The organism is Corynebacterium silvaticum, from assembly GCF_002162115.2.
In the GTDB taxonomy this organism is placed as follows: domain Bacteria; phylum Actinomycetota; class Actinomycetes; order Mycobacteriales; family Mycobacteriaceae; genus Corynebacterium; species Corynebacterium silvaticum.
Map to the genome: position 1 here is coordinate 2,276,089 of NZ_CP021417.2, position 12,624 is coordinate 2,288,712.

The 12,624-nt window shown below is 50.9% G+C and carries 10 protein-coding genes and 2 pseudogenes; 4 read left to right on the forward strand and 8 right to left on the reverse strand.

Annotation, left to right across the window (positions count from 1 at the left end; translation table 11 throughout):
- Nucleotides 1-21: 21 nt before the first annotated feature.
- Nucleotides 22-651: a hypothetical protein gene (locus tag CBE74_RS23270; RefSeq protein ID WP_225870156.1), complete on the forward strand. Its 630-nt coding sequence runs from the start codon at nt 22-24 to the stop codon at nt 649-651.
- 536 nt (nt 652-1,187) lie between these two features.
- Nucleotides 1,188-2,132, forward strand: a complete 945-nt coding sequence (locus CBE74_RS23275; protein WP_087454624.1) for a hypothetical protein — start codon at nt 1,188-1,190, stop codon at nt 2,130-2,132.
- A gap of 221 nt (nt 2,133-2,353) precedes the next feature.
- Here the strand turns inward: CBE74_RS23275 and CBE74_RS23280 are convergent, their stop codons facing one another.
- Nucleotides 2,354-3,703 (reverse strand): sodium/glutamate symporter, encoded by a 1,350-nt coding sequence (locus CBE74_RS23280; RefSeq protein ID WP_087454625.1) that lies wholly within the window; start codon nt 3,701-3,703, stop codon nt 2,354-2,356.
- A gap of 824 nt (nt 3,704-4,527) precedes the next feature.
- Between CBE74_RS23280 and CBE74_RS23285 the strand changes: the two genes are divergently transcribed.
- Entirely contained in the window at nt 4,528-5,235 is a 708-nt protein-coding gene (locus CBE74_RS23285) for a hypothetical protein (protein WP_087454626.1), read from the forward strand.
- 167 nt (nt 5,236-5,402) lie between these two features.
- Nucleotides 5,403-6,533, forward strand: coding sequence for a ferredoxin reductase domain-containing protein (locus tag CBE74_RS23290; protein WP_087454627.1), 1,131 nt, complete (start codon nt 5,403-5,405; stop codon nt 6,531-6,533).
- A gap of 93 nt (nt 6,534-6,626) precedes the next feature.
- Here CBE74_RS23290 and CBE74_RS24790 read toward each other — a convergent pair whose 3' ends face one another.
- The 7 genes and pseudogenes from CBE74_RS24790 to CBE74_RS23325 form a co-directional block, all read right to left on the reverse strand.
- Entirely contained in the window at nt 6,627-6,989 is a 363-nt protein-coding gene (locus CBE74_RS24790; protein WP_087454628.1) for a CPBP family intramembrane glutamic endopeptidase, read from the reverse strand.
- A complete protein-coding gene (locus CBE74_RS23295) occupies nt 6,925-7,464 on the reverse strand; it encodes a hypothetical protein (protein ID WP_202971490.1) in 540 nt (179 codons plus the stop codon). Before CBE74_RS23295 ends, CBE74_RS24790 begins: the two co-directional genes overlap by 65 nt.
- A 286-nt stretch (nt 7,465-7,750) precedes the next feature.
- Nucleotides 7,751-8,182, reverse strand: coding sequence for a hypothetical protein (locus CBE74_RS23300; protein WP_310795212.1), 432 nt, complete (start codon nt 8,180-8,182; stop codon nt 7,751-7,753).
- Between the two features lie 231 nt (nt 8,183-8,413).
- Nucleotides 8,414-9,295 (reverse strand): S1 family peptidase, encoded by an 882-nt coding sequence (locus CBE74_RS23305; RefSeq protein ID WP_166741046.1) that lies wholly within the window; start codon nt 9,293-9,295, stop codon nt 8,414-8,416.
- A gap of 46 nt (nt 9,296-9,341) precedes the next feature.
- A complete protein-coding gene (locus CBE74_RS23310) occupies nt 9,342-10,316 on the reverse strand; it encodes a DUF418 domain-containing protein (protein ID WP_087454631.1) in 975 nt (324 codons plus the stop codon).
- Nucleotides 10,317-10,613: 297 nt separating this feature from the next.
- A pseudogene (locus CBE74_RS24675) lies at nt 10,614-11,886 on the reverse strand (ABC transporter permease).
- Nucleotides 11,886-12,624 (reverse strand): annotated as a pseudogene (locus tag CBE74_RS23325) (ABC transporter ATP-binding protein). Before CBE74_RS23325 ends, CBE74_RS24675 begins: the two co-directional pseudogenes overlap by 1 nt.

The window sequence follows — 12,624 nt, forward strand, 5'->3', positions numbered from 1 at the left end:
ATAATTTCTCGGAAGGCCCTCGTGAAAAAACTCATCGCCCCCATGCTGACCTGTGCAATCATCAGCTCCGTCTTTGTTCCTCCTGTCGCTCAAGCACAGGAGGAACATCTGGAAGACATTCTACTCTCCGGGGAAGAGCTGGACACCGAACGCAAAGAGCTGCAGGAAAAGATCGAAGAGCTACTTAAGAAAGAATCCACAGATAAGAGCGAATCTAATGAGCTCCTTTCCAAACTTTCAAAACTCGTTGACAGGTACCAGAAATTTGGAAGCACCTACGAGGCGTACACCGAAACACTTTCAAAAGACATCGAAGACTACCGCACCGAGGTAGAGGCCCAGCAAAGCCGACTCGACGGGTATCACCGGGTAATTCCTAGCTTTGAAGCTGATTACAAGGAGGTCGCCGACGAGCGCGATCTGGCACAAAAGCCCGCTAATGAACTTGAGGTCGCACTACTAGAGGCCGAGGAAAAGCTAGAGGCAGCAGAAACCAAAAACCAAGCCCTCCAAACTCAACGCCAAGAGATTTCTGACCTCATCGACAAGGTTCAAAGCTTAGGAACCACCCCAGATGAGGCGCTAAAGGAAATCAAGGCCAAGTTCCAGGAGACCAACTATCTCCAGGAAGGCTTTGCCAACAAACTGTAAAAGCTCACAGGAGAGAAAGATCAACTAGCCAAAGAAGCTAAGCGACTTCAGGGCCGCACCGAAACCCTCACCACCGAGAATAATTCCCTCCGCACCAATTTGGGGATTTTCAAGGCACTCACAGGACTCTTCGGAGCACTTTCCGCAATCGCAGCAACCGTTGGACTAGGAGCATTCCTCAAACCATTCATCGATCGTTTCGTTCGATAGAGCACTTCACACAAGCCCGCTAGCTAAGAGGCACACCCTCACAGCTAGCGGGCTTCATTGCTTTTTATAAGAAAAATCCCTCTGGACGGGACATATCAAAGAAATACCTAATACCTATCTCCCCTAGCTAAGAGATATATTTTCAATTATCACAGCTAAAACTTAACAAAGTTTTTCATATTTTGAATATAAATATACTGTGCAGCACTTTTGATATATTAGAAATGCTAATTTAATCTCTACAAAGTCGCCGTCGAAACACAGCATTTTCACATATTTACGTAAGGTCACGGCGGAAATCCCCACCGAAAGGCTATACCCTCATCATGAAGAAGCTGCTGTCTTCTGCCCTCACCTGCGCTATCGCGGGTTCCCTCCTGGTTGCACCTGCTGCGCATGCAGATGACCAAAAAGATAGTACCCAGGTGCTACTTCGCATCGCCGAATCCACCAAAGGCAGTTTCAATCCCGAGACAAATAAATGGAGCTGTGTAAGCGAAGGGGAATATATTCCCCTCACCGAACCAAACTCTCGGGTAACTCTTACCGGATCAGGTCCGTGCACCCGCGAGGAGTACGAGACCTTACTTGATACAGCCCTCGATCACCTACAGGAAACAATCGATCAGATCGGCGATTTTGCCCAGCAAATTAACAATTTGGAAAAGAAGTTACAGGGCAGTGAGCAGGAAGTAGATCACCTCCACAAAAACCTGACAAACTCCCGCAACGAGCTGGACGCCACAAAATGGGAAAACCGCAAGCTATTAAACGCACTTGAGGGCAGCGAACAAGAGGTTGAGCATCTCCACAAGAACCTAAAGATTTCTCGTGATGATCTTAATGCCACAAAGCAGAAGAATCGCGAGCTTACTGCCGAAGTGAAAAAAGCCGAAGAAGCTATTGAAGAACTCGAAGCAAAGAACGTACTCACCGAAGCCAACCTAAAGAAGGTCAAAGCCGAGTTTGAGCAGGCAAAAACTAAACTAGCTGAGACAGAAGCTAAGGCAAAGGCCCTCTCCGATCGAGTAAACCAGCTCGAAGAAGAGGTCAAAAACCTCAAGGCCCGCAACGCCGAGCTTCAGCAGAAGAACGACGATCTTACTTCTAAAATCGATTCCCTCAACGATGAGAATGATTCCCTGAACAATGATCTCAGCACCTCTCTCGGTCTGAACATCTTCTTTGGAGTTCTCTCTGCTATCGCTGCGATTATCGGTATCGGCAGCTTCCTCAAGCCAGTCTTTGAGAAGTTCTTCCACCGTCGCTAAATCTTTCAAAGATTCGCACACGTAAAGGGTGGTCTTCACGTTCATGAGCGTGAAGACCACCCTTTGAGTTTTCTTCAGCAACAGGCACCAAAGAATCAAGCCATATAAAGCAACTAACTAGTCCCTCCCAAACACGGAAAGCCCGGTCACATCCACTGACCGGGCTTTCCCTTACCCTGTACGTATTACGCCAAAGGGTGGGCGTCGAGAAGCTAGGAATCCTAGCTCACAGGCGCGGGGTTAGGTTCCTCGGTGCGCTTGGGCAGCCAGCCGGAAAAGACCGGGATAGCCAGGATCGCCACGGCGAGCACCAGCGCAAATCCGCCCAGGCCAAACGCGAACCCGGAGAGGATCGCAATCGGCGCGAGGATGGTCATGCCGATCTCAAACGGCGCAAATCCCACATAAGCCACACCGTATTCATTGAGTGTTCCCGATTTCAGGTCAGGATCGACGATCTTGAGCAGCGCGATGCCGGTAGCCACAGCAGCGGTTGCCCAACCCCAGCTGAACACGCCGCGCTCAAGCCAAGACTCGCCGAAGAAGACCGGGGACATAACAAAGAAGAAGAAAACGCAGTAAACAATGCCAGCGATAAAGAGAATGATGAGCGGCACAAGGTAGCTTGCCACTGCCGACGGCACGATGGATGCGATACCAAAGGCGATCAGGAAGTCAGTCGCACCGCCCGAGACCGTCTTGACCGTCTGCTGATCCAGGTAACGCGGACGACGAATGACCTTGAGGAAGACCACGCCACAGATACCGGCAACAAAGGACAATGCGAACAGCGGGATGGAGATATTAGGGAAGAAGCTCTTAACGCCCTGCTGCGCAAGGTAAGCAAAGAGCACCGTCACAGAGATAAAGCCGATGTGCAGGGTCAGTGGCTCGATAGAGGAAGGGTTGGTTGTCGCGCGTCCGATGGAAGGCTGCTTTTCCACGTCCTCAATGTGACCACTGCGCAATTCCCACGGCAGTTCTTTAGGCAGTGTGTTGGTGCGACCAGTACGGATGCCCCAGTTGGCAAAGATGATTCCGCCGATGATCGCAGCAAGGGTGCCCACCGTTGCGGAGGTGAAGCCTAACGACGACGCAGCCTCCGCGCCGATGCTGTCCAGAGAGCCGCCCACTGCAGCCGCGGTGCCAAAGCCGCCGACAAAGCCGACCGGAAGCATCATGCCAAACCAGTCTTCAGTGCCAAAGAATGGCTTGAATACAAACAGGCCAAGAAGAATGAACAGACCCCACTGGCCCAGGAACATGCCGGTGGAGTACGACCACATGTTGCGGGCTTTCGAGGCATCGCGCGCGTCAAAGGTCATGGAATACGGCATCGCGGCGAAGACGATAGCGATCAGCAGAGTGGAGTAATCGCCCAAGCGATCCGAAAACTTCAGTATGCCTAGAACCTCAGGGCCAAGAAGCAAGCCAAGCAGACCAGCGGTGATAGGGGCCGGGATGAGAAGGTGACGGAACCATGCAAAATGCCTTCGCATAAACGTGCCAACGATCATCAAGATCGAGATAAACCCGACGTCTGTAAGCAAGCTATATGGCGTGTAGTCCATGGTTGTCCTTTTCTGTCTTTCCGCTTGTGATGCAGGCTTTTAGAGGGAGCCTCTCTTCGGCGCAGGTCATAGAAGTTACGTATTGAGTTCTCCATTCCCTTAGCACAAAGATCCAACAGAGGGCACACGGGACCTACAAACTTGGCAGGATTAACCATGAGACCGCTACTCAACCATGCTTCATGCAAAGGGTGTGGCGATGATTTTACTTTCCAAACTCTAGTAAGAAGGGTCACAAGAAAGAAAACGTGGCCTTGAACACTATGTTTTCTTTCACATCGCCGGGCTCTCACATCACGGAAGGGCTCCATAATTCTCCCCTATCCGAGCCTAAAACCATGCATACAAGGCATATTTCCCCATATCCCATGCCGTGAAAACTCTAAGAAATATCCAGGTTGCTCCCGGCGATAGGGTGCCCCCTCCTTCAACCCACGTGGCCCGAAAATCCCACATATAACACAACATCGGCCCAATCTCCGCCAAGCACGGACAGGTCCACAACTACCCAACATCACCACTGCAAAAGTTGCCCAAAATAACAGCTCGCCAGCATTCTTCCCTCCCCAGCGTTCGACGTTCAACTAGGAAACAAGTCACAAAAAAGTTTGCACTAGTGTCAAAAAATGCCTAAGAACTGCAATTACTCTAAATGCACTATATTTTCAATATTTTGACAGGTAGAAAATGCCAAAAAGCCCTTGACCTGGGGAACTCTTATGTATATTTTTCTTTGATGTTACTTAGTCAACATTAGTAAGCAACTCAACTTTTATATTTTCGGCTGCTGATCATCCGATCACGGCTTAAGGAGAATCTCTAAGTTGAATATCGATTCAATACATCCGAATATTTCCCACAGGGTGGCTATCCCCAAGATCTACCGTCTTGTCATCTCAGCTGCCATCGGCGTCCTCAGCGGACTCATCATCCCGGAAGAAGCAACGGCGCGCCCCACCGCAGAACATCCGTCGCAAAGCGATGGTCTTAACGACCTCAAGGATTCCTCCCACTATTTACCCAAATTAACGCGACCGCCAGTCACTACAGAACAACAACTTCATCGGAAAGACCTGCAAGCAGCCACCTGGTCAAAAGTCATGGTCGCTCCAGGAAAATCCAAGACCATCCCGATTAAAGAAGTCTTCTTTGACTCCCCGATCTGCACCATGATCACAGACGCCGACAACACCGAACCCATTTGGGTCACCCACGAACCCAGCACGGCACGATTTTCTGAAATATTCCGGGTCCACGTGCCCACCACCGCACATCTAGGAGACACGCACTCCGTTCTGGTGTATCAATGCGGCACAGAAACGTACGACAATACTTTTACCTTTGAGATCACCGTCGCCGAATTCGACCAAGACGTCACCGACATGACGCACCAGGCAAGTTCATTCTCTACTCGGCCGGAAACTTCCACGTATTACGACAACAGCAACCTACTATGGTTGTCCCTCGCCGTCGTTCCACTGATAGCTATCCTGTGTGCAATCGCATTCTGGTCGCTTACCATGCCTTCTTAACGCATCGGTCTGTTGTACCTTATGCTTTAGCATCTGCCGATTGCTCTATCCGGAGCCAGAGGAAACAGCTCCTAAAGCATAGTGCGACGGAGAAACACGCCCCCGCTTCCAAGCAACTTTTTAGCTGACACATACCAAATAGCGTTCGCTTAGTTTAAGCTGGGTCCATGCTAGATCACAGATCTATCACGGAGCTTCTCCTTGAAAATAAAGACGCGTTCCATGCGCAGGTATTTGCCAACTTCTATCACAGCAATCCCTACGCGCGCGCCACAATTGCCCCCAGTGAGCAGCTTACCCCTGCGGTCATCTCGCTCATCAGCGGATTAGAAAGCGACGGAAAAATATCCGACGCAGTCAAGCAGAAGTTCCTTGAACACACGAAGCTACTCGACGCCCGCGGCTTCCATCACTACACAGCCCTGGCTAGTGCGGTTCGGAGTGCGCTGCAAACCATCTGCGCCGACTCCCACTTTGACAAGGTCCTCGCAGCTGAACAAGCCATCACGTCGCTCGCAGCCGACCTCAACAAGGCAAGCAACCCCCGCGAGCCCATCGGGGCCTCAGTGGTGGAGGTGGAGCGTCGCAGCCGCAGAATCTCCGTGGTACGACTCGTCGCAGAAGAGTACATCGACTACCGCCATGGCGATTTTCTACAGGTCACCACAGAGCTGCTCAACGGACACTGGCGCTACCTCTACCCCTCCATCCCTGCCAACAAGTCCGGGCATATTGAGTTCCACATACTGCGCGATGAGCTCACTACTCCCACGGGAGCGCTCACCACAGCGCGTGAAGGCGACCACTGGATGCTGGGATTGGGAGAAGGGCATCTGCACATCCCCGAGGACACAGACCTACTCCTCATCACACACAGCACCGGACTTGCCAGCCTGCGGCCTATCATCCTCGATCTCATGACGCAGTCCGATCCCCCACGAGTCCATCTCTTCTTCGGCGCTGACTACCCGGGAGAGCTTTATGAACTCGCCGGCCTATGGCAGCTAGCGGCCACCGCGCCCTGGTTATCCGTATCCCCCATCGTCAAAAACAACGCCGACGCATGGTGGGTCCAGCCCAGCAAATACTGCACTGCGCCACGAGGCCTCCACATTTTCCGTAGCGGCCAAGCAGGCGAGGTCGCAGCCAGCTACGGCACCTGGCGTGACAGATCCATCATCATTTCCGGCCCAGAAGAGGACGTGCAAGCCAGCCGCACCGCACTCATCCTGGCGGGAACGCCTTCCTACAACATCCAGACACTCAGCTTTTCCCCCAAGCCCTGGTATCTTCCCTAACACAGAAAAGAACGTGGGCACCACCTATTTCGGTGATGCCCACGTTGCGCTGTCTATCCCGTAGCGCTCAGGGGGTGAAAGCACACGCCGGGCTTAATAGAGCAGATAAAGTACTGCTAGCCCTACTACGTCGCAAATGGCATGCGCCAAGAAGAAGGTATATAGGTTTTTGTCTTTACTCCTTGTGTACAAAAAGTAAAAGATACTTCCCAGAATCAAACCAATGCCCAGAGCAGAGGCAAGGCCTTGGTAGGTATGGAAAATTGTCCGGACTACCAGTGAGAAGATAAACGCCGCGACTCGATATTTGGGTGCAACGCTCAGGAAAATCCCCAAGAAAAATATCTCTTCATAAAAACCATTTTGGAGAGAGAAAAGCACCAGGGATGCATCAATTTTTTTCCAGCAAAGCCGCAAGGTTACTTTGCTGCACCACATCCACCGTTTGAGAAGCATCAAGAGCGTCAAGAGCAGAATCAAGAGGCTGGATAAACATCCCGATTATCGCATGATATGCATCAAAAACTAGGGCTACTCCGATAAAGAGAAGCACCGCAGCCAGGGTCGACTTGAGCGTTATACGAATAGTCCACTGCTTAAAATTAAATCTACGCAAAACCAGGTAAATCGCCGCTATTACAAGGAAAAACAGCTGGTCAAAAAGCGCTTGATAATTGTCGCCAGTGCTAAAATCCGACGGATTAGTCTCGCCCAATACGGGGTCTTCAAGAGCAAGGAACCCTACCGTGGAAATGTAGGTGGAATAACCAAAAAAATTACGGCTAGGATCACCAGATCCCACCATTTTAAGTGGTCTATTCGATTTCCCCCGAAGAGAAATTCTTTTATTTTCGTCTGCGCCCCTGAAGCACGCTCCTTGAAGTTTCTGGGCATTAAGCTTTGCATTGGAAACAAATTCTATAGCAGCCAACTCGCTGAGAAAAATTCAGGATAGGTGCGCCAAAGACCCCTGCGAAGAGTAGGGGAAATGCCGGAAGCTATCGCAAGCGGCCGAATTATGTAATAGTTCTTTAACAGCTTTGGGGAGAAAATTTTTAAAAGAAATCTAGCCTGCGCTAGCGTATCGACGCTACGACTGATTGCTATTTCTATAGATAAAATTGCGCACCTTGGTCGTGGAATTGATAAAAGGCTTACACGACACGATCACATCGCCTTTCTTGGCCTTTAGCGCGCCCCACCCTCTGCTAAAGACCTCATAAAGAGGCACTGTCACGGTCAACGTCACGGCCCATTTCACCGGGCCAATAGAGTAATGTGACCTCAAATAATTCTTCCAAAGCATTTTTCCCGCGCAGCGAAAACCCGCTCAAAACAACCAAGACGGCAAAAATAATGGTCAGCCCTAAAAGGAACAATCTTTCGGGCGCAAAAGACTCACTAGCAGGCACTATGCGGTGCCCTCCCCTATCCATCTCCCTGCCCCCCAGGCCACGAGAAACAAAAATGGAAAGATTTAACAACAAAATAATTTCTATGACCACGCTGCCGGCTGCATGACTATTGTCGTTCTCGCTTATCGCAGCGACAATATCCCAGGAAAAGAACACCATGGCGATAATGAGAGAAGAGAAAATAATGTAATACCGTCGCCGGAAACCAATCTTTTTCTCCAGTTGATCATTCACGTTGTTTTCCCGATCTCGCATTAATTGAGGCTCTAATTAATTACCACGGAACCTACGTTTTTAGAGACTTTAGCCTAGAAGCCTCAGCGGAAGTTAGCAAAATTGGGCGGCTGCCGCCCCAACAGCCCAAACCACAAACGCCTGTTTTAGCCCGCGCAACACCCTATCGGTCTGCATGGGCTAAAACAGGCTTATTGTCTTACTCGTATAGAAAGCCTACCGCTTGGCGCGTTAGCTCTTAGCGCCCTGCTTCTTGTTGGAAAGTCGCGAATACGCCGCGATGATTGCCAAGAGGACTACCGCCCCGGCCCCGTACCAAGGTGCACGACCGCCATGCTGCTTTGGAGCAATATCTTCTGGAAGATCTGCGGCCTCGGTCTGCAGAACGCCTTCGCCTTCTCCCTTGATGGTGTCTTCAATCCACTTCTTCTGTTCTATAACCGTGGTGTAAAAGCCACCCGGAGCAGGCTTATCTGGGTTTTCGCTCACTGCACCCGCAGTGGCTACGCCGGCAAGTTTTCCGTCAACAAACAACGGGCCGCCGGAGTCTCCCGGCTGGATGCCGCCGCCGTCGACGATGGACACATGCGCCAACTTAGTCTGCTTTGACTTCGCATCTCCGAAAATCTCCACGACCGATATCTTGGAGGAGGGTAGCTTGCCCTCCGCAGCCAGTTTAGAAGAGCTACTCCAACCATACAGTCGGCCTTCTGCTCCCACGGTTATCTCTTTTTCCGGCAGCTTTGCTGCAGAAACGTCCTCGACCTGCTGCGCCAAATGCGCCAAAGCGATGTCGCCGGAAGGCGCAAAGACCCAGCCATCAATATCGTATTCAGCGGTATCAGGAGCCTGGCCTACGCGGGCTTTGCCGCCACTCGGATCTTCTAGCGCAAAACAGTGCCTTGCGGAAATCACCCAACGCTCGTTAAGCAAGGTTCCCGTGCAGTCGCCAAACTGGCCGGCTTTTCCTAAGCTCAGCGCCACCACAGAGCGGCTTTCCTCATTAACAGGTGCCGCCTCAGCGCCTTCCAATGCGTGAGAGGCCGGAGCGCTCAGCATTACAAGACCTGCACTTGCGATCACACTAGCTACGCAACGGTTAAATCGTTTCATCTTATTTTTCTTACCTTTCATACTCTGTAAAAAATCCCTGACTACCTCAATTGACAGACTTTTGTTTCTTTTCCTCAGAGCTGTCCGGCATAGCTGCGTCCGTGGACGTGCGAGCAGGTGTTGGAACAATCGTGTGGATCAGAATCCGGATAAGGCTTTCTAGCGGACCGCGCTTGAAGAACTTGGCCCAGATAATTGCAAAAATTATTCCGACGACGACAGAGAGAAGAGCAAAGATGTTCGACGTTTGAACGATGTTCTTATAAAGGTATTCGGCGCTTACCACGTGAGCCACGTACATAGTCAAAGACATCATTCCAAAAACGGTGAGCGGACGCAGAACGCTTGCGTTGGCCTTTTCCCCTAGGAAGAAGCACGAAGCCAAAACAGCGGTGCTGGCGCCCAGGCATAGGATCATATTTCCGACGCCGCCAGTGTGACCCACAAAGGAGAAGAAGCTCGGGGGCTCTACGTTAAGCCTTGCGTACAGACCAACGATCGTTATAACGAGTCCGGAGACACCCCAAATAACCCTATTTTTATTATTCTGCAAAACCTGAAACAGGATCATGCCGCCGACCATAAAGGCGAGCCACCCCAGCATCGAGTACGGCTCATAAACAGTCGTCCATTGATTCTTAGCAGCGGCAGCCAGAATAAGCAGGACGAGCAATATCGCCTGGTACTGGATGCGAATTTTAGGAACCCAGAAGAGCAGCACCATGGAAGCACCCATGATGACCAAAATGATTTGGATGCTCACGGCAAAAGAAACCAGCGCCACGCCAATCAGCAGGACGAGCAAGCCCCTAGTGATAAGACGCAGATAGGTAATCTTTCCCGGTCTCTCCGAGATAATCACCATGGTGATACCGGCGACCACAGCAAACAGAGAAGACGCGATACCCGAGCTTAAAATTTTACCCACCCATGAGAGTTCTGCGGTGTGCGTAACTATCATTCCGATAATTGCGATCGCACGGGCTAGGTCGAGGCCTATTATTCTATTCTTCGTTTCCAAAGGTACTTATCCTTCTCCGAGTTTTTTAACTATGCCGAGCTGCTTCATATCAGCTGAGCCGCCAGAATTTTTATCCTAAAATCGAATTATGTGAATTTGATGGGGTTTAAGTGGCAATAACATCATTAGGAAGTTCCAAATAAATGAAGAAAATTCACCAAAGAGATGCAAGTCATAAAGCGCAGCTATACGACGCAGAAATCAGATCGCCCATAGCCATATATTTCCATAAAAATGCACCTCAGGCGTTTTTTATGCCTGAGGTGTATCGTCAATCTGAGCCGTGACTTCCGCTGGCTACTCGTAGCGTAATGCTTCAATCGGGTTCAGCTTAGCGGCCTTATTTGCCGGGTAGTAACCGAAGAATAGGCCAATTGCCAAAGAGAAACCTAAGGAAAGCAGGATGCCGCCGATTGGTGGAAGCACAAACTCCTTGAGCAGATACGAGCCAATCATGCCCGTAGAGCCGCCCAGGAATACTCCGAGGGCACCGCCGATGGAACAAATAATCATCGATTCGACGATAAACTGCAGTTTGATGTCGCGTCGTCGAGCTCCCAGAGCCTTTCGGACACCGATCTCCCTGGTTCGCTCCGTGACTGTGACCAACATAATGTTCATCACGCCGATGCCGCCCACCAAGAGGGAGATACCAGCGATAGCAGAAACCACCGCGCTGATGTTCTTCAGCGTAGAGTTAAACGACTTCACCGTAGACTTATTGTCCTGCAGCTTTGCGTGGTACTCAGAATTATCTGCGTAGTGAGCATCCAACACGCGTTGCAGGATCCGCCGCACGTGAGCCTCGTCAGCACCTTGTGCGATACGCACAGATACGGAATCCCACGCAATGGGCTTATCGTTAAAGCGCGACTGAATGGTGTAAGGAACATACAGGTTGGACTGTGCGCTACCGCCAAACAGGCCACCGCTCGACTTCTCTTGGTTGATATACACCTACGACGATCAAAGACGTGATGGTTCCATTAGGAAGGCTCGCTTCAATTTCTGCGCCAATGTCCTTCTTTGGATCATTACCAAACAACTGCTCCAAGGTCATCGGAGAAATAACCGCTACCGAGCGCTCACCAGTGGTGTCTTCCTCAGTAAAGACGCGGCCATAATCTGCAGTTATCTTCTTTATCTTAAGAAAATCGCTGTTGACCGGCAGGACCGTAGACTGCTCTTCACGTATTCCGTATCCCAAGTTCACAGACTGATGATTGAACTCACCAACACTTATTCCCTCAATGCTGTTGCCCGCTGCGTTTTTTAGCTGGGCAATCAGATCCGGGGTCAGCTTGGCAGAATCCTCAACTGTACCGACACCCTGGAAGCCACCTTCCGCCGGCGCGGCCGTCTTGCTGCGCTCCGATACCTGAATGGTCAGGTCGTTAATTCCGGCTTCTGCCAAGGACTTACTCGTCTGCGTCTGCAACGATTTACCCAAGGTCAAAATCGCAATCACAGAAGCGATACCGACGATAATTCCCAGCAGGGTGAGCAGCGAACGCATCTTGTTCACGCGGAGGCTGCCCAACGCTAGGGAAATTGATTCGCCAAAGGTCATTAGTGCCCCTCCCCTAAGGTGTTACCGTCCACAATTACACCGTCGGTCATCGTAACAACGCGAGTGGTCTTAGCGGCCAGCTCGGGGTTGTGGGTAATAAAGAGTATTGTCTTGCCAAAGTCCTGGTTAAGGCTATGGAAAAGATCCATGACCATGCGCCCGGTGTGGGAGTCAAGGGCGCCGGTTGGCTCGTCGGCAAGCAAAAGCGGAGGCTCATTCGCCAGGGCACGCGCAATAGCCACGCGCTGCTTCTGACCACCGGAAAGCTCAGCAGGATTATGCTGCATGCGCTCGTCCATGCCGACCATAGCCAGCAGCTCTTCTGCCCGCTCAATCCGCTCTTTTTTGGGAACGCCGGCCGGCGTACATCATGGGCATCTCGACGTTCTTCAGCGCCGAAATACGGCCAATAAGGTTGAAGCTCTGGAACACAAAGCCAATGTTGCGGCTACGGTGATGCGCTAGCTCATCTTCGTCGAGAGTTAAAACGTCTGTTCCGTTAAAGAGATACTCGCCCTCGGTCGGCTGATCGAGCAAGCCGATGATATTCATCAGCGTCGATTTACCAGAGCCAGACGCACCGACGACAGAGACGAACTCATTGCGGAAGACATCAAAATTAACGCCAGGCAGGATCGTCAATTCACTTTCATGTCCAATATTGAAAGTTTTGACGATATCCCGCATCGAGATAAGTGAATCTTGATTATGCGAAGTTTCTGAAGCGGTAATGCTCAT

Bases quoted from the DNA above. Each gene is read 5' to 3' on its own strand.
- CBE74_RS23275 (WP_087454624.1), top strand. From the start codon at position 1,188: ATGAAGAAGCTGCTGTCTTCTGCCCTCACCTGCGCTATCGCGGGTTCC.
- CBE74_RS23280 (WP_087454625.1), bottom strand. From the start codon at position 3,703: ATGGACTACACGCCATATAGCTTGCTTACAGACGTCGGGTTTATCTCG.
- CBE74_RS23290 (WP_087454627.1), top strand. From the start codon at position 5,403: ATGCTAGATCACAGATCTATCACGGAGCTTCTCCTTGAAAATAAAGAC.
- CBE74_RS24790 (WP_087454628.1), bottom strand. From the start codon at position 6,989: ATGCTTCTCAAACGGTGGATGTGGTGCAGCAAAGTAACCTTGCGGCTT.
- CBE74_RS23305 (WP_166741046.1), bottom strand. From the start codon at position 9,295: ATGAAACGATTTAACCGTTGCGTAGCTAGTGTGATCGCAAGTGCAGGT.